Genomic DNA, 23688 nt, shown 5'->3' with positions numbered 1-23688 from the left:
GGTTCGATCCGACCGCCGCGGGCCGCGTGAGCGCGCCGGGCCTCTGGCGCTTCGCCGGGGCCTGCGCATGACGGGCGGGCGCCCGGCAGGACAGGGGCTTCGCGCCCCGCGTCCGAAGCAACGGAACAACGCGCGGGGCATCGGCCCCGCGCTCATCGCGGCGGAGTAGGCGGATGAGCAACCTCAAGAAGATCATCATCGACGGCATCGAAGTCGAGGTCGATGGCGCCATGACGCTGCTGCAGGCGGCCGAAGAGGTGGGGATCGAGATCCCGCGCTTCTGCTACCACGAGCGCCTGTCGATCGCCGGCAACTGCCGCATGTGCCTCGTCGAGGTGGTGGGCGGCCCGCCGAAGCCCACGGCCTCCTGCGCGATGCAGGTGCGCGACCTGCGCCCCGGCCCCAACGGCGAGCCGCCGGTGGTCAAGACCAACTCGCCCATGGTCAAGAAGGCCCGCGAGGGGGTGATGGAGTTCCTGCTCATCAACCACCCGCTCGACTGCCCGATCTGCGACCAGGGCGGCGAATGCGACCTGCAGGATCAGGCCATGGCCTATGGCGTGGATTTCAGCCGCTACCGCGAGCCGAAGCGCGCCTCGGAAAACCTGAACCTCGGCCCGCTGGTGGCCACGCAGATGACGCGCTGCATCTCGTGCACCCGCTGCGTGCGCTTCACGACCGAGGTCGCGGGCATCACCCAGATGGGCCAGACGGGGCGTGGCGAGGACAGCGAGATCACGAGCTACCTCAACCAGACGCTCGATTCGAACCTGCAGGGCAATATCATCGACCTCTGCCCGGTCGGCGCGCTGACCTCGAAACCCTATGCCTTTACCGCCCGTCCGTGGGAGCTCGGCAAGACCGAAAGCATCGACGTGATGGATGCGCTCGGCTCGAACATCCGCGTCGACACGAAGGGCCGCGAGGTCATGCGCATCCTGCCGCGCAACCATGACGGCGTGAACGAGGAATGGATCTCGGACAAGACCCGCTTCGTCTGGGACGGCCTGCGCCGCCAGCGGCTCGACACGCCCTATATCCGCGAGGCCGGCAAGCTTCGGAAAGCCTCATGGGGCGAGGCGCTGAAGGCGGTGGCCGCGGCGATGAAGGGCCGCAAGGTCGCGGGCCTCGTGGGCGATCTGGCCCCGGTGGAAGCGGCCTTCTCGCTGAAGATGCTGATCGAGGGCATGGGCGGCCGCGTGGAATGCCGGACCGACGGCGCCCGCCTGCCCGCGGGCAACCGCAGCGCCTATGTGGGCAATGCCGCCATCGAGGATATCGACGGCGCGAAGTCCATCCTGCTCGTGGGCTGCAACCCGCGCGACGAGGCGCCGGTGCTGAATGCCCGCATCCGCAAGGCCTGGCTGCAGGGCGCGCAGGTCTCGGTGATCGGGCCGGCGGTCGATCTGACCTATGACTATGCCCATGCCGGCACCGACCGGGCGGCGCTGATGTCGCTGGTGGCCGAGGCCGAGCGGACCGGCGCCGACGGCAAGCCGGGCCTCGTGATCGTGGGGCAGGGCGCTCTGGCCGAGGCCGACGGCGAGGCCGTGCTGGCGCAGGCGATGAAGCTCGCCCAGACGATGGGCGTGAAGCTCCTCGTGCTGCATACCGCCGCCGCCCGCGTGGGCGCGATGGATGTGGGCGCCGTGACCGAGGGCGGGCTCTCCGCCGCCATCGAGGGCGCGGAGGTGATCTACAACCTCGGCGCCGACGAGGTCGAGATCGGCGCGGGCCCGTTCGTGATCTATCAGGGCAGCCACGGCGACCGCGGCGCGCACCGCGCCGACGTGATCCTGCCCGCCGCCGCCTATACCGAGGAGAACGGCCTTTTCGTGAACACCGAGGGCCGTCCGCAGCTCGCCTTCCGCGCGGGCTTCCCGCCGGGCGAGGCCAAGGAGAACTGGGCGATCCTGCGCGCGCTCTCGGCCGAGCTGGGCCAGACGCTGCCCTGGGACACGATGGCGGGACTGCGCCGCAAGCTCGTCGAGACCGTGCCGCATCTCGGCCGCATCGACCAGCTGACCGAGAGCGAGTGGCAGCCACTGCCGCTGCGCGATCCGGCCACCGCCGACTTCCGCCTTGCGGTGCGGGACTTCTACCTGACGAACCCGATCGCGCGGGCCTCGCAGCTCATGGCCGAGCTCTCGGCCATCGCGTCGCGGCGCGGCCAGCCCTCGCTCGCGGCGGAGTAGGGGATGCGGCCGGCAGTGCTCTTTCCGGTCGGGCTCGCGCTGGCGGGCCTCGCCTCCTGCGGCCCGCAGGCGGCCCCCGAGGCTGCGGCCGCGGAAGAAGAGTTCGCGCCGGTCTACAAGGGGATCGAGACGCGGCTTCTCGACGAGGATCTCGTGGAATTCCTCATCGAGATGGAAGGCGCGCGGGGCATCCCGGACGTCGAGGCCTATGCCCGCTGTGCGGCTGCCCAATACACGCTCATCCGCGGTTACGGCTTCGCCCGGCATCTGCGAACAAATGTCGCGGAGAGGGGTGGCGTTTGGCGAGGGGATGCGATTTACACCATTTCGGCCGCGCTGCCCCGCGGCCTGCAGACGATCGACGCCGAGGTGACGGTGCGCGATTGCCGGGAACAGGGAATACCGACGATATGACGATCGGCATGAGGGATGCGAGGCGCCATGGGTGAGTTCATGAATTCCGGGATGGGTATCATCCTCACGATCGCGGCGCAGGGCCTTCTGGTCATCGCCTTCGTGATGATCTCGCTTCTGTTCCTCGTCTATGGCGACCGGAAGATCTGGGCGGCGGTGCAGCTGCGCCGCGGGCCGAACGTGGTGGGCGCCTTCGGCCTGCTGCAGACGGTGGCGGATGCGGCCAAATATGTCTTCAAGGAAGTGGTGGTGCCGGCGGGCGTGGACCGTCCGGTCTTCTTCCTCGCGCCGCTCGTCTCCTTCGTGCTGGCCGTGCTCGCCTGGGCCGTGATCCCCTTCAGCCCGGGCTGGGTGCTGTCGGACATCAACGTGGCGATCCTCTTCGTCTTCGCCGCCTCCTCGCTCGAGGTCTATGGCGTCATCATGGGCGGCTGGGCGTCGAACTCGAAGTATCCGTTCCTGGGCAGCCTCCGCTCGGCCGCGCAGATGATCTCCTACGAGGTCTCGCTGGGTCTCATCATCATCGGGATCATCATCTCGACCGGCTCGATGAACCTGAGCCATATCGTCGAGGCACAGGACGGCGCCTTCGGTCTCTTCAACTGGTACTGGCTGCCGCACCTGCCGATGGTCGCGCTGTTCTTCATCTCGGCGCTGGCCGAGACGAACCGCCCGCCCTTCGACCTGCCGGAGGCGGAATCCGAACTCGTCGCGGGCTTCCAGGTGGAATACAGCTCGACGCCGTTCCTGCTGTTCATGGCCGGTGAATATATCGCCATCTTCCTAATGTGCGCGCTGATGAGCCTGCTGTTCTTCGGCGGCTGGCTCTCGCCCATCCCCGGACTGCCCGACGGCGTGTTCTGGATGGTGGCGAAGATGGCCTTCTTCTTCTTCCTCTTCGCCATGGTGAAGGCCATCGTGCCGCGCTACCGCTACGACCAGCTCATGCGGATCGGCTGGAAGGTCTTCCTTCCCTTCAGCCTCGGCTGGGTGGTTCTGGTGGCGTTCCTTGCGAAATTCGAAGTGTTCGGCGGCTTCTGGGCCCGCTGGGCGATGGGAGGCTGACATGGCCAAGACAAGCGCAATCGACTACGGCCGGGCGGCGAAGTATTTCCTGCTGCTCGACTTCATCAAGGGCTTCGGCCTCGGCATGAAGTATTTCTTCGCGCCCAAGCATACGGTGAACTACCCGCACGAGAAGGGGCCGCTGTCGCCCCGCTTCCGCGGCGAACATGCGCTGCGCCGCTATCCGAACGGCGAGGAACGCTGCATCGCCTGCAAGCTCTGCGAGGCGGTCTGCCCGGCGCAGGCCATCACCATCGACGCCGAACCGCGCGAGGACGGCAGCCGCCGCACCACGCGCTACGACATCGACATGACGAAATGCATCTACTGCGGCTTCTGTCAGGAAGCCTGCCCGGTTGATGCGATCGTGGAAGGGCCGAACTTCGAATTCTCGACCGAGACGCGCGAGGAGCTGTTCTACAACAAGGACCGGCTGCTCGAGAACGGCGCGCGCTGGGAAGCCGAGATCGCCCGCAATCTCGAACTGGATGCGCCCTACAGATGAGCGACGAGCTGGCGAAGATGTTCAAGGCGATGATCGAGCAGGGCCAGGAGATGGCCCGCTCGTTCAATCCGGCCCTTGAGCATTTCCAGGTGAAGGACTTCGAGAAGCTCATCCCCACCATGCCCAAGGACGTGATGGAGATGTGGTTCGGCAAGACCTTCAACCGGGAAGGGCTGGATGCCAAGACCCGGCTTCTGGTCACGCTGGCTGCCCTCACCGTGCTCGGCGCCCATGCCGAGCCTCAGATCCGGCTCACGATCCGCCATGCGCTGGCGGCGGGGGCCACCAAGCGCGAGATCGCCGAGGTGATCTGGCAGATGAGCCTATTCGGCGGCGTGCCCGCCATGCAGAAGGCGCTGGACGTGGCCCAGAGCGTCTTTGCCGAGTTCGAGGAGACAGACGAATGAGTGTCGCCGACGTGGCCTTCTACTGTTTCGCCGTGCCCGCGGTCTTCGCCGCGCTCATGGTGGTGACGCAGCGCAACATGGTTCATGCCGTGCTGTGGCTGATCCTCGTCTTCCTCAGCTCGGCCGGGATGTTCGTGCTGCTGGGCGCCGAGTTCGTGGCGATGCTGCTGGTTATCGTCTATGTCGGCGCGGTGGCCGTGCTGTTCCTCTTCGTCGTCATGATGCTCGACGTCGACTTCGAGGCGCTGAAGTCCGAGATGGTGCGCTATGTGCCGGTCGCGGCCCTGATCGGGATCGTGATCCTGCTGCAGCTCTCGATGGGGATCGGCGCCTGGGTCACGGCCGAAGGCGCGCCGGCGATGCGTCAGGCGGTGACGCCCGATCCGAGCCAGATCGAGAACAGCCGCGCGCTCGGCCTGCTGATCTACGACAAGTATCTCTACCTCTTCCAGACCGCCGGGCTGATCCTGCTCGTGGCCATGGTGGGGGCGATCCTGCTCACGCTGCGCGAGCGCCGTGACGTCAAGCGCCAGAACGTGCTGGCGCAGATGTGGCGCGATCCCGCGAAGGCGATGGAGCTGAAGGACGTGAAGCCGGGTCAGGGCCTCTGAGGCTGCGCCGGACGGGGCTCCCCGGAGCCTGAACAACAGACCGTGGTGCGGACCCCCTCGCGGGGTCTGCGGGCGGAAGACCCGGGGGCCGGGGTCTGCGCTCTGCGCGGACCGGTCGCCGGGACGAGGAAAGGACGGGCGGTGAGCCGGAGGGACGAGAATGGTGGGACTTGAGCATTATCTGACGGTATCGGCCGCGCTGCTGGTGATCGGGATCTTCGGCATCTTCCTGAACCGGAAGAACGTGATCGTGATCCTGATGTCCATCGAGCTCATGCTGCTCGCGGTGAACATCAACCTTGTGGCCTTCTCGAGCTTCCTCGGCGACCTGACGGGGCAGGTGTTCACGCTGTTCGTGCTGACCGTGGCCGCGGCCGAGGCCGCCATCGGGCTCGCGATCCTCGTCACCTTCTTCCGCAACCGCGGCACCATCGACGTCGAAGACGTCAACGTGATGAAGGGCTGAGGCACATGGCAACGATCATCCTCCTGGCGCCGCTTCTCGGCGCCCTGATCTGCGGCTTCGGCTGGCGCCTCATCGGCGAGCGGGCAGGGCAGGTCATCGCGACCGCGCTCGTCTTCCTCGCCGCGCTGCTGTCCTGGATCATCTTCCTCGGCTTCGACGGCGAGATGTATCAGGTCGTTCTGCTGCGCTGGATCGAGAGCGGCTCGCTCTCGACCGAATGGGCGATCCGCGTGGACAGGCTCACGGCCATCATGCTGGTCGTGGTGAACACCGTCTCGGCGCTCGTGCACCTCTATTCCTTCGGCTACATGGCGCACGACGACAACTGGAACCACCACGAGCATTACAGGGCGCGCTTCTTCGCCTATCTGTCGTTCTTCACCTTCGCCATGCTCACGCTGGTGACGTCGGACAACCTCGTCCAGATGTTCTTCGGCTGGGAAGGCGTGGGCGTGGCCTCCTACCTGCTCATCGGCTTCTACTATCGCAAGCCCTCGGCAAATGCCGCCGCGATCAAGGCCTTCGTCGTGAACCGCGTGGGCGACTTCGGCTTCGCGCTCGGCATCATGGCGCTGTTCTTCCTGGTGGATTCCATCCGCTTCGACGATGTGTTCGCGGCCGGCCCCGAGCTTGCCCAGACGAACCTCACCTTCCTCTGGACGGAGTGGAACGCGGCCAACCTGATCGGCGTCCTCCTCTTCATCGGCGCCATGGGCAAGTCGGCCCAGCTCGGGCTGCACACCTGGCTGCCGGATGCGATGGAAGGTCCGACCCCGGTGTCCGCGCTGATCCACGCCGCCACCATGGTGACCGCGGGCGTGTTCCTCGTCTGCCGTATGTCGCCGCTCTACGAATTCGCCCCCGACGCCAAGACCATGATCGTGGTCGTCGGCGCCACCACCGCCTTCTTCGCGGCGACCGTGGGCCTCGTGCAGAACGACATCAAGCGCGTGATCGCCTATTCGACCTGCTCGCAGCTCGGCTACATGTTCGTGGCGGCCGGCGTGGGCGTCTATTCGGCGGCCATGTTCCACCTCTTCACCCACGCCTTCTTCAAGGCGATGCTGTTCCTCGGCGCGGGCTCGGTCATCCATGCGATGCACCACGAGCAGGACATGCGGAACTACGGCGGCCTCCGCTCGAAGATCCCGCTGACCTTCTGGGCCATGATGATCGGCACCTTCGCCATCACGGGCGTGGGCATACCGCTGACCCACATCGGCTTTGCGGGCTTCCTGTCGAAGGATGCGATCATCGAGAGCGCCTGGGTCGGCTCGGGCTACGCCTTCTGGCTGCTGGTCGTGGCCGCCTGCTTCACCAGCTTCTATTCCTGGCGGCTCATCTTCCTGACCTTCTTCGGCAAGGAGCGGGGCGACCATCACGCCCACGAGCATGCCCACGAGAGCCCGACCGTCATGCTGATCCCGCTCGGGGTTCTGGCGCTCGGCGCGGCCTTCTCGGGGATGATCTGGTACAATTCCTTCTTCGGAGACCACAACAAGGTCGCGACTTGGTTCGGCATCCCGCACCATGCGGAAGCCTCGGAGGAGGGCGAGTCCCACGCCGAAGCGGCGGCCGAGCACGCGGCCGAGCCGGCTGCCGAGGCGACCGTGACCGCCGACGAGGCGCTGCCCGAAGCCGGCAATCTGGCCGGTGCCGGCGAGGCGCCGGAGGCGGGCGAGGCGGAAGCCCATGCCGAGGTCGCGGCCCTGGGCCCGATCGGCGCCATCTACATGGGGCCCGAGAACCATGTCATGGACGAGGCGCACCACGCCCCGGTCTGGGTCAAGGTCTCGCCCTTCGTGGCAATGCTGATCGGTCTCGGCACGGCCTGGATCTTCTACATCGCGAAGCCCGCCCTGCCGGCGGCCCTCGCGCGGAGCCAGCGCCCGCTCTACCTGTTCCTGCTGAACAAGTGGTACTTCGACGAGCTCTATGACGTGATCTTCGTCCGCCCGGCCCGCTTCCTCGGCCGCTTCTTCTGGAAGCGCGGCGACGGGACGGTGATCGACGGCACGATCAACGGGATCGCGCTCGGGATCATCCCGGCGCTGACCCGGCTCGCGGGCCGCGTCCAGTCCGGCTACATCTTCCACTACGCCTTCGCCATGTTCCTCGGCATCGCGATCCTCATTACCTGGATGACGCTCACGGGGGGCGCGCACTGATGGAAAACCTGCTGTCGATCATCACCTTCATCCCGCTGGTGGCGGCGCTCATCATGGCGCTGTTCCTGCGGGGCGATGACGCGGCCGCGCAGCGGAACGCGAAGTGGCTGGCGCTGCTCGCCACCTCGGCGACCTTCCTCGTCTCGCTCTTCCTGCTGGCGGGCTTCGATCCGCAGGACACGGGCTTCCAGTTCGTCGAAAGCTACGACTGGATCGCGGGCCTGCAGTACAAGATGGGCGTGGACGGCATCTCGATCCTCTTCGTGATGCTGACCACCTTCCTCATGCCGCTCACCATCGCCTCGGCCTGGGAGGTCGAGACGCGGGTGAAGGAATATATGATCGCCTTCCTGATCCTCGAGACGCTGATGCTGGGCGTGTTCTGCGCGCTCGATCTCGTGCTCTTCTACCTCTTCTTCGAGGCAGGGCTCATTCCGATGTTCCTCATCATCGGGATCTGGGGCGGCAAGGACCGAATCTACGCGGCCTTCAAGTTCTTCCTCTACACGTTCCTGGGCTCGGTCCTGATGCTGATCGCGATGATCGCGATGTATTACGACGCGGGCACGACCGACATCCCGACGCTGCTCAGCCACGAATTCTCCTCGGGCACGCTGACGCTTGCGGGCTTCCAGATCGTGGGCGGTCTGCAGACGCTGCTGTTCCTCGCCTTCTTCGCGAGCTTCGCCGTGAAGATGCCGATGTGGCCGGTGCACACCTGGCTGCCCGACGCCCACGTTCAGGCGCCGACGGCGGGGTCTGTGGTGCTCGCAGCGATCCTGCTGAAGATGGGCGGCTACGGCTTCCTGCGCTTCTCGTTGCCGATGTTCCCGATCGGATCGGAGCTCCTGTCGCCGCTCGTCTTCTGGATGTCCGCCATCGCGATCGTCTACACCTCGCTCGTGGCGCTGGCCCAGTCGGACATGAAGAAGCTGATCGCCTATTCGTCGGTCGCGCACATGGGCTATGTCACCATGGGCATCTTCGCCGCCAACCAGCAGGGCGTCGACGGGGCCATCTTCCAGATGCTGAGCCACGGCTTCATCTCGGGCGCGCTCTTCCTCTGTGTGGGCGTGATCTATGACCGGATGCACACCCGCGAGATCGACGCCTACGGCGGCCTCGTGAACCGGATGCCGGCCTATGCGCTGATCTTCATGTTCTTCACCATGGCGAACGTGGGCCTGCCGGGCACCTCGGGCTTCATCGGCGAGTTCCTGACCCTCGTCGGCATCTTCCAGGTCAATACCTGGGTGGCGATGGTTGCGACGAGCGGCGTGATCCTCTCGGCCGCCTATGGCCTCTGGCTCTACCGGCGGGTGGTGTTTGGCGAGCTCGTGAAAGAGGCGCTGCGCACGATCCGCGACATGGACCGGCGCGAGAAGGCGATCTTCGCCCCGCTCGTGGCCATGACGCTGCTGCTCGGCGTCTATCCGAGCCTCGTCACCGACATCATCGGGCCCTCGGTGGCCCGTCTGACGACCGACTACCAGTCCGCGACCGCCGCCCTCGAGGCAGGCACGCGGCTGGCCATGGAATGAGGGACGCACGATGACCTCCGCTGACTTCTCGACCGTCCTTCCCGAGATGGTGCTCGCCATCTCGGCCATGCTGGGCCTGATGGCCGGTGTCTATGGCGGCAAGGACCGGCTGACGCCGGTCATGACCTGGGTCTTTGCGGGCCTGATGCTGTTCCTCGCGCTCTGGATCGGCTTCGGCGGCTCGGGTGCGCGCACCGCCTTCGGCGGCATGTTCATCGAGGATCCGTTCGCGCGCTTCGCCAAGGTCACGATCCTCGCTTCGGCGGCGGCCGTGCTGCTTCTCGGGCAGGAGTACATGCAGCGCCGCGACCTCGGGCGGTTCGAATTCCCGATCCTCGTGGCCCTGTCGGTCACCGGCATGATGATGATGGTGTCGGCGGGCGATCTGATCGCGCTCTACATGGGTCTCGAGCTTCAGAGCCTCGCGCTCTATGTCGTGGCCTCGCTGCGGCGCGACTCGGTCAAGTCGACCGAGGCCGGCATGAAATATTTCGTGCTGGGCGCGCTGTCGTCGGGCCTCCTGCTCTACGGCGCCTCGCTGGTCTACGGCTTTGCCGGCACGACGCTCTTCTCGGGCATCCTTGCCACGGTGAACGAGGGCGTGCCGCTGGGGCTTCTGTTCGGCCTCGTCTTCATGCTCTCGGGCCTCGCCTTCAAGGTCTCGGCCGCGCCGTTCCACATGTGGACGCCGGACGTCTACGAGGGCTCGCCGACCCCGGTGACGGCCTTCTTCTCGACCGCGCCCAAGGTCGCGGCCATCGCGCTCATTGCCCGCACGGTGCATGACGCCTTCGGCGGCATCCCGATGGACTGGCGTCAGGTGCTGGCGGCGCTCGCCGTGGCCTCGATGTTCCTCGGCTCGGTGGCGGCCATCGGCCAGCGCGACATCAAGCGTCTGATGGCCTATTCCTCGATCGGCCACATGGGCTACGCGCTGGTGGGCCTCGCGGCCGGCACGGCTGCGGGCGTGCAGGCGATGCTTCTCTACATGGCGATCTACGTCACCATGAACGTGGGCACCTTCGCCTTCATCCTGTCGATGGAGAAGGACGGCCGGCCCGTCACCAGCATCGACAGCCTGAACATGTTCGCCAAGCGCGAGCCGCTGAAGGCTCTGGCGGTGCTCGTGCTGATGTTCAGCCTCGCCGGCGTGCCGCCCTTCATCGGCTTCTTCGCCAAGTTCTACATCCTGAAGGCCGCCGTCAGCGCCGGAATGGCGTGGCTTGCGGTGCTGACCGTGCTCGCGGCGGTGATCGGCGCCTATTACTACATGCGCATCGTCTACTACATGTACTTCGGCAAGGACGGCGAGCCGGTCGAGAGCCGGATGGGCGGGGTGCAATGGACCATGCTGATGGCGGCCGCCGCCATCAACGTGCTCGGCGTCATCAACATGTTCGGGCTCGAGCCCCTGGCGGCGCTGGCGGCCGAGACGCTTGTCCGCTGACCCCTGGCCGGAGGGCGTGGCGCGCCACGCCCTCGATTCCGTCGATTCCACCAATGCGGTGGCGGCTCGCCTGGCTGCAAGCCTGAGCGGCCCCGCTTGGATTGTCGCCGCCGAGCAGACGGCGGGCCGGGGGCGGCGCGGCCGGCCCTGGAGCTCGCGGCGCGGCAATTTCTACGGCACGCATCTCCTCCATCCGACCGAGCCGCCGGAAGTGGTGGCGCTGCGCTCCTTCGTGGCGGCGCTCGCGCTGCGCGATGCCTGCGTGGCGCTGACCGGCCTGCCGGAGGCCTTCTCGCTGAAATGGCCGAACGACGTGCTGCTGAACGGCGGCAAGCTCGCGGGCATCCTGCTGGAAAGCCTCGGGCAGGGGGGGCGCGTGCAGCATCTGGCCATCGGCATCGGCGTGAACCTGATCGCCGCCCCCGATCCGGCCGAGGTGGAGCCGGGCGCGGTGCGGCCGGTCAGCCTTCTGGCCGAGACCGGCGTGCGCGTGGCGCCCGAGACCTTCCTCGAGGCGCTGGCTCCGGCCTATGCCCGGCGCGAGGAGAGCTTCACCCGGCTGGGGTTCGGGCCGACGCGCGAGGCGTGGCTCGCCCATGCGGCGCGTCTGGGCGAGCAGATCCGGGCGCGGACGGGTCGCGAGCTGCGCGAGGGGATGTTCGAGACGGTAGACGCCCACGGCGCTTTGGTGTTGAAGACGGGAAGCGGCCGCGTGGCGATCCCCGCGGCCGAAGTGTTCTTCTGAAGGAGAAGCGATGCTTCTGGCGATCGACTGCGGCAATACGAACACGGTCTTCTCGATCTGGGACGGCACGCAGTTCCTCGCCACCTGGCGCATCGCGACCGACCACAAGCGCACCGCGGACGAATATCACGTCTGGCTCTCCACCCTGCTGAGCCTCACGAAGATCGAGGCGCGCATCAGCGAGGCGGTGATCTCCTCGACCGTGCCGCGGGTGGTGTTCAACCTCCGCGTCCTCTGCAACCGCTACTATGACTGCCGTCCGCTGGTGGTGGGCAAGCCCGAGTGCCGGTTGCCCGTCGCGCCGCGCGTGGATCAGGGCACGACCGTCGGGCCCGACCGGCTGGTGAACACGGTCGCGGGCTACCATTTCCACGGCGGCAACCTGATCGTGGTGGATTTCGGCACCGCCACCACCTTCGACGTGGTGGATGCGGACGGGGCCTATATCGGCGGCGTCATCGCGCCGGGGGTCAATCTCAGCCTCGAGGCGCTGCACATGGCCGCGGCCGCGCTGCCGCATGTCGATGTGACGAAACCCCAGCAGGCCATCGGCACGAATACGGTGGCCTGTATCCAGTCCGGGGTGTATTGGGGCTACATCGGCCTCGTCGAGGGTATCGTTCGCCAGATCCGGCTCGAGCGGGACGCCCCGATGAAGGTCATCGCTACAGGGGGCCTGGCACCCTTATTCGACCAGGGATTCAATCTGTTCGACAGGGTCGAGGACGATCTGACCATGCAGGGTCTCGTCCTGATCCACCAGTACAACAAGGATCTGGAATGAGTGCAAACCGGCTGATCTATCTGCCGCTCGGCGGAGCGGGCGAGATCGGAATGAACTGCTACGTCTACGGCTACGGGCCGGAGGGACGCGAGCGGCTGATCGTGGTCGACCTCGGCGTGACGTTCCCGGACATGGAGACGACGCCCGGCGTCGATCTCATCATGGCCGACATCTCCTGGCTCGAAGAGCGTCAGGATCGGATCGAGGCGATCTTCATCACCCATGCGCATGAGGACCATATCGGCGCGCTCGGCCATCTGTGGCCGCGGCTGAAGGCGCCGGTCTATGCCCGCCGCTTCACCGGGACCATCGGGCGGCTGAAGTTCGAGGAGCACGGGCTGCCCGCCGACCAGATCACCATCGTGGGCGCGCGCCCCGAGGTGGTCGAGGCCGGCCCCTTCGAGGTGCAGTTCGTGCCCGTCTCGCACTCGATCCCCGAAAGCTCGGCGCTGGTGATCGACACGCCCGCGGGCCGGATCGTCCATTCGGGCGATTTCAAGCTCGACCGCTCGCCGGTGGTGGGCGAGCCCTGGGCGGATGAGACCTTCCGCGCCATCGCGGCCGAGCGGCCGGTGAAGGCGCTGATGTGCGATTCGACCAACGTCTTCTCGCTCCATCCCGGCCGGTCGGAGGCGACGCTGGGCGACCCGCTGAAGGCGCTGATCGCGGGCGCGCGCGGCATGGTGGTGGCCACCACCTTCGCCTCGAACGTGGCGCGGCTGAAGACGCTGGCCGAGGCTGCGGCCGCGGCGGATCGCTCGATCTGCCTTCTGGGTCGCGCCATGCGCCGCATGGTGACGGCGGCGCAGGAGAGCGGCGTGCTGACGAGCTTCCCCGCCGTGGTGAGCCCCGAGGAGGCGGCCGAGATCCCGCGCCAGAACCTGATGCTGATCGTGACCGGCAGTCAGGGCGAGCGGCGCGCGGCCTCGGCCCAGCTCGCGCGCGGGAAATATCTGGGGCTCGAGATGAAGGAGGGCGACCTCTTCCTCTTCTCCTCCAAGACCATCCCCGGCAACGAGCGCGGCGTGCTGCGCATCGTCAACTCCTTCTCCGAGATGGGGGTGGATGTGGTGGACGATGCGGGCGGGCTCTATCACGTCTCGGGCCACGCGAACCGCCCGGATCTCGAGCAGGTGCATACGCTTCTGTGGCCCGAGATGCTGGTTCCGATGCATGGCGAGCACCGCCATCTGCGCGAACATGCGCGGGTTGCATCGGCCAAGGGCATCACGGCGGACGTCATCACCAACGGGATGATGGTCGATCTGACGCGCGGGCTGCAGGTGGCGGAATATATCGACACCGGCCGGACCTATCTCGACGGTTCGGTGCTGATCGGGGCGCGCGACGGCGTGGTCCGCGATCGGATCCGCATGGCGCTGAACGGCCACGTGCTGACGACGGTGATCCTCGACGAGCAGGACGCGCCCCTGGGCGAGGCCTGGGTGGAGCTCATGGGCCTGCCTGAGCGTGGCCGCACCGGCCGGGCCCTGTCGGAGACGATGGAAGAGGAGCTGTCGGACTATCTCGGTCGGGCGGGCGCCAAGGTGCTGCGCGACGACGACAAGCTCGACGAGGCGATCCGCAGGCTGGTGCGTCAGGTCGCGATGGAAGAGATCGGGAAGAAGCCGGAAGTGACGGTTGTCGTCAGCCGGCTGATGGAAGGCTGAGGCCTACCGCTGCTGTCCAGAGAAGGAAGGGCCGGCGGAAGCCGGCCCTTTCTCGTTGGACCTGTCGGCCCGGACGCGGGATGGTCCGACAATGATGGCCTGCGGACGCCCCGGACCTGCTTCGGACGCAAGGAAGGCCGACAGGCCTCACCCCGGCCGCCGCAGCAAGGGGTCAGTCGACCAGCGTGCCCGCCGCGCCGCCGACCAGCGCGCCCGGCGGGCCCGCGACGACCGCGCCGCCCAGGGCGCCGGTCGCTGCGCGCTCGGTGTCATTGGAGCCGCAGGCGGCAAGGAGGAGAAGGCCCGCGAGGGGCAGGACGGCTGTGAAGCGGATCATGGCAGCACCTTTCTGAACGGAGGATGCTGACCAACGCACAGCGCGCCGAATCGTTTCACGGTGCGGATGAGCCGCCTCGCACTGGGACGGACGCCTGCAAGGCGTCGGGGCCGTCCTTCGGTGCAGATCGGAGGGTCCAGCGCGCAGGGCAGTCGAATTGTGTCACGGACCGGATGACGCATTCCGCCGATGGAGGCGCGTCCGGCTCAGCAGGGCAGCGGTGCAGATCGGGAGATTCCGACTCGCAAGGCAGTTGAATCGTCCTGGGCAGCAGATGATGCGCTTCGCTGATGCAGGTGCGCAGGGCGGCGGGCTGTCCCTCGGCGCAGACCGGAAGATCCCGGCCCGCGAGTGAGAGGAGGGGCGGGTCTTTCCGGAATGGCCGGAGGATGAGGGCCAACGCCGGCACGCACAGGTGCCGGCCTGTGCGGTCTCAGGCGTCGCTGTCGCCCGCCAGCATCTCTTCCTCGGCCTCGTGGGCGGGCTCCTCGTCGTCGGCAGCGGTAAGGCTCGGGATGCGGAAGCTGCGGAGCAGGAAGTCCGGCACATGGTCGCCCATGCCCACCACGCGCTCCTCGCGGCGGTCGCGGTCGCGGTCACGGCGGTTGTTGCCGCCCTCGCGGCGCTCGTCCCGACGCTCCTCGCGGCGGGGGCTGCGTTCCTCGCGCACCACCTCCCGCACTTCGGGAACGGCCACGGCCGGGGCTTCCACGGCCTCGGCCCGGGGCTCCTCGCGCCGGTCGCGGTCGCGTCCGCGACGGCTGCGCCCGGGGCGTTCGGACCGCTCGCCGCGCGCGCTGTCACGGTCCGGCCGGTCGGGACGATCCTCGAGGCTGAAGCCCTCGGGCAGATCGCCGCGCGGGATGGCCTGTTTCACGAGGCTCTCGATGGCGGTCACATGTTTCTCGTCCGAGGGCACGGCGATCGTGTAGGCCTTGCCCTTGCGGCCGGCGCGGCCCGTCCGGCCGATGCGGTGGACGTAATCCTCGGGATGGGTCGGCACGTCGAAATTGAACACATGGCTTACCGCCGGAATGTCGAGCCCGCGCGCGGCCACGTCGGAGGCCACGAGCAGGTGCAGCGACCCGTCGCGGAAGCCGTCGAGCGTCTTCATCCGCTGCGACTGCTCGAGATCGCCGTGGATGGGCGAGGCGTTGAAGCCGTGCTGCTTCAGCGACTTGGCCACCACGTCCACGTCCATCTTCCGGTTGCAGAAGATGATCGCGTTGGTGCAGGACTCGCCTTCGGCCCGGATCAGCGCCCGCAGGACCGCGCGCTTGTCGGCGAAGCTGCGCTCTTTCCGCGTGGGCGTGACCTGGATGAGCTTCTGCTCGATCGTTTCGGAGGTCGTGGCCTGCCGCGCCACCTCGATCTTCACCGCGCCGGTGAGGAAGGTGTTGGTGATCCGCTCGATCTCGGGCGCCATGGTGGCCGAGTAGAACAGCGTCTGGCGCGTGAAGGGCGTCAACGAGAAGATGCGCTCGATATCCGGGATGAAGCCCATGTCGAGCATCCGGTCGGCCTCGTCCACCACCATGATCTGCACGCCGGTGAGCAGCAGCTTGCCGCGTTCGAAATGGTCGAGGAGCCGGCCCGGGGTGGCAATCAGCACGTCCACGCCGCGGTCGATCAGCTTGTCCTGCTCGGTGAAGGAGACGCCGCCGATCAGCAGCGCCTTCGAGAGCTTGGAATGTTTGGCGTAGATGTCGAAATTCTCGGCCACCTGGGCTGCGAGCTCGCGCGTCGGGCAGAGCACGAGGCTGCGCGGCATCCGGGCGCGGGCGCGGCCCTTGCCGAGGATGGTGATCATGGGCAGCGTGAAGCTGGCGGTCTTGCCGGTGCCGGTCTGGGCGATGCCCAGCACGTCCTTGCCTTCCAGCGCATGCGGGATGGCCTGCGCCTGGATCGGGGTGGGCGTTTCGTAGCCGGCTTCCTGCACGGCCTTCAGCACGCGGGGATCCAGCGCGAGGTCGGAGAACTTGGTCATTAGCATCCTGTCAATGCGGTATCGGACCGCATGGTACTCAAGGGGACGCTGATGGTCCGGGCGTCCCGGCGTCTTTCGGCCCTCATGGCCTCGGGCGGCCTTAGCTCAAATTGCTCCGAGGGTCAAGGTTCGGCCTGCATTTGCGCCTTTTTGGCGGTGCCTGTCTCGTCCGGGCCGCGGTTCCGGGCCCGGAGCGGCGGCCGCGGGCGAGGTGCCGCGCGGCGCTCCGGCCCGCGGATCAGACCATCATTTCCTTGGTGGCCGTCAGCCGGACCTCCGGATGGTCGCGGCTCACGCGGTCGATGTCCCATTGCAGGCGGGTGAGATAGACGAGATCGCCGTCGCTGTCATGGGCGATATGGCCCTTGTTCACGTTGACGAAGGCTTCGACAGCCGCCTTCGGCCCCATCACCCAGCGCGCCGAGGTGAATTGCGAGCCTTCGAACCGCACGGGCAGCGAATATTCCAGCTCGATCCGGCTGGCCAGCACGTCGAACTGCAGCGCGCCCACCACGCCCACGATGAAGCCCGAGCCGATCATCGGCTTGAAGACCTTGGCAGCACCTTCCTCGGCGAACTGCATCAGCGCCTTTTCCAGATGCTTGGCCTTCATCGGATCGCCCGCCCGCACGCCCTGCAGAAGTTCGGGCGCGAAGGAGGGGATGCCGGTGAAGCGCAGGCTTTCGCCCTCGGTGAGCGCGTCGCCGATGCGGAGCTGGCCGTGGTTCGGAATGCCGATGATGTCGCCCGCCCAGGCCTCCTCGGCAAGCTCGCGGTCGGCGGCGAGGAAGAGCACGGGGTTCGTCACCGCCATGGGCTTCTTCGAGCGGACATGAAGGAGCTTCATCCCGCGCTCGAAATGGCCCGAGGCCAGGCGCACGAAGGCCACCCGGTCGCGGTGCTTGGGATCCATGTTGGCCTGCACCTTGAAGACGAAGCCCGTCACCGGCGTCTCCTCGGGGGCGATGCCGCGCTCGGCCGCCTTCTGGATCTGCGGCTCGGGGCCGAATTCGCCCATGCCGCTCATCAGCTCCTTCACGCCGAAGGAGTTGATCGCCGAGCCGAACCAGATCGGCGTGAGGTGGCCTTCGAGGAAGCTCTGCCGGTCGAAGGCGGGCAGGAGGGCGCGCGCCATCTCGAGCTCCTCGCGGAGCTTCTCGAGCTGCTCGGCCGGGACATGCTGGGCGAGCTTCGGATCGTCGAGCCCCTCGATTTTGATCGATTCCGCCACCCGGTTCCGGTCGGCCCGGTCCATGAGCTCCAGCCGGTCGTGCAGGATGTCGTAGCAGCCGAGGAAGTCGCGCCCCATGCCGATGGGCCAGGAGGCGGGCGCCACGTCGATGGCGAGGTTCGACTGGATCTCGTCGATGATCTCGAACGTGTCGCGGCTCTCCCGGTCCATCTTGTTGCAGAAGGTCAGGATCGGCAGGTCGCGCAGGCGGCAGACCTCGAAGAGCTTGCGGGTCTGGCTTTCCACGCCCTTGGCGCCGTCGATCACCATGATCGCCGCATCGACCGCCGTCAGCGTGCGGTAGGTGTCTTCCGAGAAGTCCGAGTGGCCGGGCGTGTCGACGAGGTTGAAGCGCCACTGGCTGAAGTCGAAGCTCATGGCCGAGGCCGAGACCGAGATCCCGCGCTCCTTCTCCAGCGCCATGAAGTCCGAGCGCGTGCGCCGCGCCTCGCCCTTGGCCCGGACCTGACCCGCCATCTGGATCGCGCCGCCGAAGAGCAGGAACTTCTCGGTCAGAGTCGTCTTGCCGGCGTCCGGATGCGAGATGATCGCGAAGGTCCGGCGGCGGGCAATCTCGGGAGGCAGGGCGGGGCGGTTCGACTGGTCCAGCATGGGCGCGATATAGCCGCTGGCCCGCGGCTTGGAAAGCGCGTCCTGAGCGCCCGCTGTCGCAGCGGGCGGGCGGCGCGCAGCGCCTGCGCCCGTTCCGGGTTTCGATCACGGATCAGGGCTGCTAAGCCGGGCGGGAAACGATGCATGGGAGAGATGACAATGGATCTGGGTATTCGCGGTCGCCGGGCACTGGTCTGCGCCTCGTCCAAGGGGCTGGGCCTCGGCTGCGCGGCGGCTCTGGCCGAGGCCGGTGTCGATCTGGTGATGAACGCGCGCGGCGCCGAGGCGCTCGAGGCGGCGGCCGAGGACCTGCGGCAGCGGTTCGGCGCGAACGTGACCACGGTGGCGGCAGACATCGTCTCGGAAGAGGGGCGGGCGCGGGTGCTCGAGGCCGCGGGCGCGGTCGACATCCTCGTGACCAACGCGGGCGGCCCTCCGCCCGGCATCTGGTCGGACTGGACGCGCGACGATTTCATCCGGGCGCTCGATGCCAACATGCTGACGCCCATCGCGCTGATGACCGCGCTGCTGCCGGCGATGATCGAGAGCGGCTGGGGCCGCGTCGTCAACATCACCTCGCAGTCGGTGCGTGCGCCGATCCCGGCGCTCGGCCTGTCGAACTCGGCGCGCACGGGGCTCACGGGCTATGTGGCGGGCACCTCGCGGCAGGTGGCGCAGCACGGCGTCTGCATCAACAACCTGCTGCCGGGCATCCATGACACCGACCGGGCCGAGGCGCTCGACCGCAATGCGATGAAGGCGCAGGGCATCACGCGCGAGGAGGCCCGTGCGCAGCGGGCGGCCAGCATCCCCACGCGCCACTACGGCCGGGCCGAGGATTTCGGCGCCGCCTGCGCCTTCCTCTGCTCGGAGCACGCCCGCTTCATCGTGGGCCAGAACCTGCTCGTCGACGGCGGCGGCACCAACCTCACCGTCTGAGACAGCCGCGGCCCGGAGGCTTGATCCGGGCCGCGAATGCCGCCAGAACCTGCCCCGAGCGAACCAAGCGGATCAAGCGTGCCCCAGTCTCCCGCCAGCCCCCCACGCCTGAAGGTCGAGCATCTGTCGCGCGCCTTCGGGGGCACACCTGTCGTCGATGACGTGTCGCTCGATGTGGCGGCGGGGCAGGTGGCCTGCCTGCTCGGCCCCTCGGGCTGCGGCAAATCCACGACGCTGCGCATGATCGCAGGCGTGGAGCGCCCGGACCGGGGGCGCATCGCCTTCGACGGCCAGCCCGTCTCGGACGGAAGCCTGTTCCAGCCGCCCGAGGCGCGGTCGGTGGGGCTCATGTTTCAGGATTTCGCGCTGTTTCCGCATCTCACCGTCGCGCAGAACGTGGCCTTCGGGCTGCGGAGCGGGCGCGACGAGCGCGACCGCCGGGTGGCCGAACTGCTCGAGCGGGTCAATCTGGTGGGCTACGGGGCGAAACATCCCCACCAGCTTTCGGGCGGCGAGCAGCAGCGGGTGGCGCTGGCGCGCGCGCTCGCCCCCCGGCCGCGGGTCATGCTGATGGACGAGCCCTTCTCGGGGCTCGACAACCGGCTCCGCGACGGGATCCGCGACACGACGCTCGAGATCCTGAAGGAGGAAGGGGCGGCGGTCCTCCTTGTCACGCACGAGCCCGACGAGGCGCTGCGGATGGCCGACGAGATCCTGCTGATGCGCGCCGGGCGGATCGTGCAGCGCGGCTCGCCCTACAACATCTACAATGCGCCGGCCGACCGGGCGGCGGCCGCCTTCTTCTCGGACATCAACGTGATCCGCGGCACCTCGCGCGGCGCCCTGACCCGGACGCCCTTCGGCGAGTTCCTCACCCCCGGCCATGCCGACGGCGCCGAGGTCGAGATCGTGATCCGTCCGCAGCATCTGAAGATCGACTTCGACCGCAACGGACGCGGGCCCAACCCCACCCCCGCCGAGGGCACGCCCGCCCGTGGCCGGGTGGTGCGGGCGCGGTTTCTGGGCCGCGAGAGCCTTGTCGAATTCGTGATGGACAGCGACGGCTCGCGCCTGACGGCCTCGGTGCCGAACGTCTTCCTGCCGAAGCCCGGCACCGCCCTCTGGCTGATGATCCGACGCGACCGCTGCTTCGTCTTTCCCGCCCGCCGCTGAGCCCCGATGGCGGCCGGTTCCGGCAGCTGCGCGCCGCGGCGTATGCTTGTCGCAGCGCAAGCCCCGGGACAAAAAACGCGGAGGCGGCGCGAAAGGGTCTTTGATCCGGGGGCGCGAACCAATAACTAGGGGCAGTGACGAAGCGAGGCCGCATGTCGGCCGCAGGAGACGCGAGATGCTCAACAATATCGGTTTGCCCGGCCTGCTGCTCATTGCGGTGGTGGTGCTCGTGCTGTTCGGGCGCGGCAAGGTCAGCTCGCTCATGGGCGAGGTTGGCAAGGGGATCAATGCCTTCAAGAAAGGCATCAAGGAAGAGACGGCCGAGATCGAGAACCGCCCCGAGACGACGCGCGACGTGACGCACGCCTCCGAGCGCGACAAAGTCTGACTGGCCCCCGATGTTCGACATCGGCTGGAGCGAGCTGCTCGTCATCGGCGTGGTGGCGCTGGTCGTGGTGGGTCCCAAGGACCTGCCCGAGATGTTCCGCACCCTCGGACGTGTGACAGCCAAGGCCCGCAACATGGCGCGCGAGTTCCAGCGCGCGATGGAGGCGGCTGCGGACGAGACCGGCGTCAAGGACGTGGTGAAGGACGTCAAGAACGTGACCTCGCCGCGCAGCATGGGCCTCGATGCGATGAAACAGGCGGCGGACCGGTTCGAGAAATGGGACCCGATGAAGCCGCAGCAGGGCGCGCCGAAGCCGGCCGCTCAGGCGAGCAGCATCCCGGCCGCGCAGGCCCAGCAGGGCGCAGGCGCCGCTGCCGTGACCGCTCCGCCCACGTCCCAGCCGGCTGCCCCGGTGCCGCAGGCTCCTGCGGCGGCGGACCCCGAGGCCGCGTCCCGCACGCCGGCCGACCCCAAGAGTGACGCATGAGCCGCGACAGCCGAGACGACATCGACAGTTCCAGTGCTCCGCTGGTCGAGCATCTGGCAGAGTTGCGGAACCGGATCCTGATCTCGCTCGCGGCCTTCCTGGTCGCGATGCTGGCCGCCTTCACGGTCTGGAACCCGATCTTCAACTTCCTCACGCACCCGATCTGCGACGCGCTGAACGCGCGGGGTCAGGATTGCTCGCTGATCCTCATCAAGCTGCAGGAAGGCTTCTTCGTGGCCATCCGCATCTCGGTGATGGGCGGCATCATCCTGTCCTTCCCGGTCATCGCATGGCAGATGTGGCGCTTCGTGGCGCCGGGGCTCTATCGCAACGAGAAGTCGGCCTTCCTGCCGTTCCTCGTGGCCTCGCCGCTGATGTTCCTGCTGGGCGGCGTCTTCGCCTTCTACATCGTGCTGCCCATCGCCTTCGACTTCTTCCTGGGCTTCCAGCAGTTCATGACCGAGCAGCCGGGTGCTGTCCGGGAGGACGGCACGATGCCGCTCGCCGGCGTGGTGTTCCAGGGCTCGATGGAGCAGTATCTGGCGCTGACCACGACCTTCATCCTGGCCTTCGGTCTCTGCTTCCAGCTTCCGGTCCTGCTCACGCTGATGGGCAAGGCGGGGCTCGTGACCGCGCGCGGGCTCGCCGCGATGCGCAAATATGCCATCGTGCTGATTCTGATCGTGGCGGCCTTCGCGACGCCGCCGGACATGATGTCCCAGCTGATCCTCTTCGGCGCGGTCTATCCGCTCTACGAGATCTCGATCATCCTCATCCGTCGGATCGAACGGAAGCGCGAGGCGGAACTGCGGGCGCAGGGGCTGTGGTTCGAGGACGAGGAAGAGGACGGCAAGGCATGAGCGACGACGCCCTGGAGCGCATCGCGGCAGCGCTCGAACGGATGAGCCCGCCGCCGATGCCTGCCCCGGACTTCTCGGCGGTGGATGCCTTCGCCTGGCATACGGCGCCCGACCGGCTGGAGCCGGTGCCGCGGGTTGCCCGGGTCGATCTCTCGCTTCTGGTGGGGGGGAACCGGGCGCGCGACATCCTGCTCGACAATACCGAGCATTTCGCCCGCGGGCTGCCTGCGAACAACGCGCTGCTCTGGGGCTCGCGCGGCATGGGCAAGTCGAGCCTCGTCAAGGCGATCCATGCGGCGGTCGTGGCCAAGGGCCTGCCGCTCAAGATCGTCGAGCTGAGCCGCGAGGATCTGCCGTCCGTCCAGCGGCTGCTCAAGCATCTGCGCGGCGCGCCGTTCCGGTTCATCCTGTTCTGCGACGACCTGTCGTTCAGCCACGACGATCAGCATTACAAGTCGCTGAAGGCCGTTCTGGATGGCGGGATCGAGGGGCGGCCCGAGAATGTCATCCTCTATGCCACCTCGAACCGGCGGCATCTGATGCCGCGGGACATGATCGAGAACGAGCGCTCGACCGCGATCAGCCCCTCCGAGGCCGTCGAGGAGAAGGTCTCGCTGTCGGACCGGTTCGGGCTCTGGCTAGGCTTCCATCCCTGCTCGCAGGACGAATATCTCGAGATGATCCGGGGCTATTGCGCGGCCCACGGGCTGAGCGTCGCCGAGGAGGAACTGCGGGCCGAGGCCATCGAATGGCAGGCCACGCGCGGTGCCCGCTCGGGCCGGGTGGCGTGGCAGTTCTTCACCGACCTCGCGGCGCGCCACGGCGTGGCGCTCTGAGCCCCACACGGCGAGAGTGGATATGAAAACTGCCGCAGCACTTCATGCGCTGCGGCAGTTTCCTTTTGCAAGCACTTGAGAGGTTTCCGGTTTCCTACTGGAGGTAGGGCATCGGATCGACGCTCTCGAAGCCCTTGCGGACCTCGAAATGCACGAAGGGCGGGTCGGCTGCGCGCACCACGGCGATGGGCTGGCCGCGCTTCACGCTGGCGCCCTTGGCAACCTTGATGCCGTCGATATTGGCATAGACCGTCAGCAGGTTGTCGGGATGCCGGATCACGAGGATCGGCACCTGATCGGTGTCCTGCGTGATGGCCGCCACCGTCCCGTCTGCGGCCGCCGCCACCGGCGTGCCCACGGCCGCCGAGATGTCGATGCCGTCGTTCTTCTTCTTCACATAGCCGCGGATGATCTTGCCCTGCACCGGGAACCCCAGCCGCGAGGCCGAGGCCTGCGTGCGCTGTGCACCCATGTCGGGCGAGGCGGGCTGGCCTGCGGGCTTCGAGGCGGGCGTGGTCGACTCGGCGGGCAGGGGCTTCGCCGCCGAGGGCGGGGGGGGCGTGGGCGAGCCTGCCCCGGGCACGGTGACCGCGGTCACATTGGCGGGCACTGTGGGCGGGGGCGCAGAGGCGGTGGGGATCATCAGATACTGGCCCTCGCGGATCGCGAGATCCGGCCCCAGCCCGTTCCAGTCCGCCAGCGCCTTGGGCGAGACATTGTAGCTTCGCGCGATCGAATAGGCGGTCTCGCCCCGCGCCACGCGGTGGCGGGCAGGCTCGGTCGCGGCAGACTGCACGGGGGCCGGAGCCGGAGCGGCCGC

General features: G+C 67.6%; 23 protein-coding genes. 19 read left to right on the top strand and 4 right to left on the bottom strand.

Annotated features, from left to right (window positions below):
- Positions 1–173 precede the first annotated feature (173 nt).
- From nuoG to A9O63_RS06210, 13 genes are all read left to right on the top strand, one after another.
- Entirely contained in the window at positions 174–2195 is a 2022-nt protein-coding gene (gene nuoG, locus A9O63_RS06270; protein ID WP_069331153.1) for an NADH-quinone oxidoreductase subunit NuoG, read from the top strand.
- 3 nt (positions 2196–2198) lie between these two features.
- Positions 2199–2609: a hypothetical protein gene (locus tag A9O63_RS06265; RefSeq protein ID WP_009564433.1), complete on the top strand. Its 411-nt coding sequence runs from the start codon at positions 2199–2201 to the stop codon at positions 2607–2609.
- 27 nt (positions 2610–2636) lie between these two features.
- On the top strand, positions 2637–3674 hold the full coding sequence (gene nuoH, locus A9O63_RS06260; protein ID WP_069331152.1) for an NADH-quinone oxidoreductase subunit NuoH: 1038 nt from the start codon (positions 2637–2639) through the stop codon (positions 3672–3674).
- A 1-nt stretch (position 3675) separates the two neighbouring features.
- Positions 3676–4179 (top strand): NADH-quinone oxidoreductase subunit NuoI, encoded by a 504-nt coding sequence (gene nuoI / locus A9O63_RS06255; protein WP_069331151.1) that lies wholly within the window; start codon positions 3676–3678, stop codon positions 4177–4179.
- Positions 4176–4586, top strand: coding sequence for a carboxymuconolactone decarboxylase family protein (locus tag A9O63_RS06250; RefSeq protein ID WP_002719676.1), 411 nt, complete (start codon positions 4176–4178; stop codon positions 4584–4586). The genes nuoI and A9O63_RS06250 overlap by 4 nt, the downstream gene beginning before the upstream one ends.
- Entirely contained in the window at positions 4583–5197 is a 615-nt protein-coding gene (locus tag A9O63_RS06245; protein WP_069331150.1) for an NADH-quinone oxidoreductase subunit J, read from the top strand. Before A9O63_RS06250 ends, A9O63_RS06245 begins: the two co-directional genes overlap by 4 nt.
- A gap of 160 nt (positions 5198–5357) precedes the next feature.
- On the top strand, positions 5358–5663 hold the full coding sequence (gene nuoK, locus A9O63_RS06240) for an NADH-quinone oxidoreductase subunit NuoK (protein ID WP_002719678.1): 306 nt from the start codon (positions 5358–5360) through the stop codon (positions 5661–5663).
- 5 nt (positions 5664–5668) lie between these two features.
- Complete coding sequence (gene nuoL, locus A9O63_RS06235; protein ID WP_069331149.1) at positions 5669–7831, top strand: NADH-quinone oxidoreductase subunit L; 2163 nt, start codon at positions 5669–5671, stop codon at positions 7829–7831.
- On the top strand, positions 7831–9372 hold the full coding sequence (locus A9O63_RS06230) for an NADH-quinone oxidoreductase subunit M (protein ID WP_069331148.1): 1542 nt from the start codon (positions 7831–7833) through the stop codon (positions 9370–9372). The genes nuoL and A9O63_RS06230 overlap by 1 nt, the downstream gene beginning before the upstream one ends.
- 10 nt (positions 9373–9382) lie before the next feature.
- Complete coding sequence (gene nuoN / locus A9O63_RS06225; protein WP_069331147.1) at positions 9383–10819, top strand: NADH-quinone oxidoreductase subunit NuoN; 1437 nt, start codon at positions 9383–9385, stop codon at positions 10817–10819.
- Entirely contained in the window at positions 10809–11564 is a 756-nt protein-coding gene (locus tag A9O63_RS06220; RefSeq protein WP_069331146.1) for a biotin--[acetyl-CoA-carboxylase] ligase, read from the top strand. Before nuoN ends, A9O63_RS06220 begins: the two co-directional genes overlap by 11 nt.
- Before the next feature lie 10 nt (positions 11565–11574).
- Positions 11575–12348, top strand: a complete 774-nt coding sequence (locus A9O63_RS06215; protein WP_069331145.1) for a type III pantothenate kinase — start codon at positions 11575–11577, stop codon at positions 12346–12348.
- Positions 12345–14018, top strand: coding sequence for a ribonuclease J (locus A9O63_RS06210; protein ID WP_069331144.1), 1674 nt, complete (start codon positions 12345–12347; stop codon positions 14016–14018). The genes A9O63_RS06215 and A9O63_RS06210 overlap by 4 nt, the downstream gene beginning before the upstream one ends.
- Positions 14019–14190: 172 nt before the next feature.
- Here the strand turns inward: A9O63_RS06210 and A9O63_RS21860 are convergent, their stop codons facing one another.
- From A9O63_RS21860 to A9O63_RS06200, 3 genes are all read right to left on the bottom strand, one after another.
- Positions 14191–14355: a hypothetical protein gene (locus tag A9O63_RS21860; RefSeq protein WP_084295659.1), complete on the bottom strand. Its 165-nt coding sequence runs from the start codon at positions 14353–14355 to the stop codon at positions 14191–14193.
- A 433-nt stretch (positions 14356–14788) separates the two neighbouring features.
- On the bottom strand, positions 14789–16342 hold the full coding sequence (locus tag A9O63_RS06205; RefSeq protein WP_069331143.1) for a DEAD/DEAH box helicase: 1554 nt from the start codon (positions 16340–16342) through the stop codon (positions 14789–14791).
- 238 nt (positions 16343–16580) lie between these two features.
- Positions 16581–18185 carry a peptide chain release factor 3 gene (locus A9O63_RS06200; protein WP_002719687.1) on the bottom strand — a complete coding sequence of 535 codons (1605 nt, stop codon included), beginning with the start codon at positions 18183–18185 and terminating at the stop codon, positions 16581–16583.
- 159 nt (positions 18186–18344) lie between these two features.
- On the opposite strand from A9O63_RS06200, the gene A9O63_RS06195 reads away from it, so the two are divergent.
- From A9O63_RS06195 to A9O63_RS06170, 6 genes are all read left to right on the top strand, one after another.
- On the top strand, positions 18345–19124 hold the full coding sequence (locus A9O63_RS06195) for an SDR family oxidoreductase (RefSeq protein ID WP_069331142.1): 780 nt from the start codon (positions 18345–18347) through the stop codon (positions 19122–19124).
- Positions 19125–19160: 36 nt separating this feature from the next.
- A complete protein-coding gene (locus A9O63_RS06190) occupies positions 19161–20297 on the top strand; it encodes an ABC transporter ATP-binding protein (protein ID WP_167354609.1) in 1137 nt (378 codons plus the stop codon).
- A gap of 175 nt (positions 20298–20472) precedes the next feature.
- A complete protein-coding gene (tatA, locus tag A9O63_RS06185; protein ID WP_069331140.1) occupies positions 20473–20685 on the top strand; it encodes a twin-arginine translocase TatA/TatE family subunit in 213 nt (70 codons plus the stop codon).
- Between the two features lie 10 nt (positions 20686–20695).
- Positions 20696–21172, top strand: coding sequence for a Sec-independent protein translocase protein TatB (gene tatB, locus A9O63_RS06180; RefSeq protein ID WP_069331139.1), 477 nt, complete (start codon positions 20696–20698; stop codon positions 21170–21172).
- Positions 21169–22032, top strand: a complete 864-nt coding sequence (gene tatC / locus A9O63_RS06175) for a twin-arginine translocase subunit TatC (RefSeq protein WP_069331138.1) — start codon at positions 21169–21171, stop codon at positions 22030–22032. The genes tatB and tatC overlap by 4 nt, the downstream gene beginning before the upstream one ends.
- The gene (locus tag A9O63_RS06170; RefSeq protein WP_069331137.1) at positions 22029–22868 is read left to right on the top strand and encodes an ATP-binding protein; all 840 of its coding nucleotides are present in this window, start codon (positions 22029–22031) and stop codon (positions 22866–22868) included. The genes tatC and A9O63_RS06170 overlap by 4 nt, the downstream gene beginning before the upstream one ends.
- A 94-nt stretch (positions 22869–22962) precedes the next feature.
- Here the strand turns inward: A9O63_RS06170 and A9O63_RS06165 are convergent.
- The coding region (locus A9O63_RS06165) for a M23 family metallopeptidase (protein WP_141703045.1) at positions 22963–23688 on the bottom strand (726 nt) is incomplete at its 5' end.

This window comes from Cereibacter johrii, from assembly GCF_001720585.1.
GTDB lineage: Bacteria > Pseudomonadota > Alphaproteobacteria > Rhodobacterales > Rhodobacteraceae > Cereibacter_A > Cereibacter_A johrii.
This window is presented reverse-complemented; position numbering and strand designations above follow the sequence as displayed.

What these genes read in the sequence shown, in the direction of transcription:
- nuoG (WP_069331153.1), top strand. Translation starts at nt 174, where the DNA reads ATGAGCAACCTCAAGAAGATCATCATCGACGGCATCGAAGTCGAGGTC.
- A9O63_RS06265 (WP_009564433.1), top strand. Translation starts at nt 2,199, where the DNA reads ATGCGGCCGGCAGTGCTCTTTCCGGTCGGGCTCGCGCTGGCGGGCCTC.
- nuoH (WP_069331152.1), top strand. Translation starts at nt 2,637, where the DNA reads ATGGGTGAGTTCATGAATTCCGGGATGGGTATCATCCTCACGATCGCG.
- nuoI (WP_069331151.1), top strand. Translation starts at nt 3,676, where the DNA reads ATGGCCAAGACAAGCGCAATCGACTACGGCCGGGCGGCGAAGTATTTC.
- A9O63_RS06250 (WP_002719676.1), top strand. Translation starts at nt 4,176, where the DNA reads ATGAGCGACGAGCTGGCGAAGATGTTCAAGGCGATGATCGAGCAGGGC.
- A9O63_RS06245 (WP_069331150.1), top strand. Translation starts at nt 4,583, where the DNA reads ATGAGTGTCGCCGACGTGGCCTTCTACTGTTTCGCCGTGCCCGCGGTC.
- nuoK (WP_002719678.1), top strand. Translation starts at nt 5,358, where the DNA reads ATGGTGGGACTTGAGCATTATCTGACGGTATCGGCCGCGCTGCTGGTG.
- nuoL (WP_069331149.1), top strand. Translation starts at nt 5,669, where the DNA reads ATGGCAACGATCATCCTCCTGGCGCCGCTTCTCGGCGCCCTGATCTGC.
- A9O63_RS06230 (WP_069331148.1), top strand. Translation starts at nt 7,831, where the DNA reads ATGGAAAACCTGCTGTCGATCATCACCTTCATCCCGCTGGTGGCGGCG.
- nuoN (WP_069331147.1), top strand. Translation starts at nt 9,383, where the DNA reads ATGACCTCCGCTGACTTCTCGACCGTCCTTCCCGAGATGGTGCTCGCC.
- A9O63_RS06215 (WP_069331145.1), top strand. Translation starts at nt 11,575, where the DNA reads ATGCTTCTGGCGATCGACTGCGGCAATACGAACACGGTCTTCTCGATC.
- A9O63_RS06210 (WP_069331144.1), top strand. Translation starts at nt 12,345, where the DNA reads ATGAGTGCAAACCGGCTGATCTATCTGCCGCTCGGCGGAGCGGGCGAG.
- A9O63_RS21860 (WP_084295659.1), bottom strand. Translation starts at nt 14,355, where the DNA reads ATGATCCGCTTCACAGCCGTCCTGCCCCTCGCGGGCCTTCTCCTCCTT.
- A9O63_RS06205 (WP_069331143.1), bottom strand. Translation starts at nt 16,342, where the DNA reads ATGACCAAGTTCTCCGACCTCGCGCTGGATCCCCGCGTGCTGAAGGCC.
- A9O63_RS06200 (WP_002719687.1), bottom strand. Translation starts at nt 18,185, where the DNA reads ATGCTGGACCAGTCGAACCGCCCCGCCCTGCCTCCCGAGATTGCCCGC.
- A9O63_RS06195 (WP_069331142.1), top strand. Translation starts at nt 18,345, where the DNA reads ATGGATCTGGGTATTCGCGGTCGCCGGGCACTGGTCTGCGCCTCGTCC.
- A9O63_RS06190 (WP_167354609.1), top strand. Translation starts at nt 19,161, where the DNA reads ATGCCGCCAGAACCTGCCCCGAGCGAACCAAGCGGATCAAGCGTGCCC.
- tatA (WP_069331140.1), top strand. Translation starts at nt 20,473, where the DNA reads ATGCTCAACAATATCGGTTTGCCCGGCCTGCTGCTCATTGCGGTGGTG.
- tatB (WP_069331139.1), top strand. Translation starts at nt 20,696, where the DNA reads ATGTTCGACATCGGCTGGAGCGAGCTGCTCGTCATCGGCGTGGTGGCG.
- tatC (WP_069331138.1), top strand. Translation starts at nt 21,169, where the DNA reads ATGAGCCGCGACAGCCGAGACGACATCGACAGTTCCAGTGCTCCGCTG.
- A9O63_RS06170 (WP_069331137.1), top strand. Translation starts at nt 22,029, where the DNA reads ATGAGCGACGACGCCCTGGAGCGCATCGCGGCAGCGCTCGAACGGATG.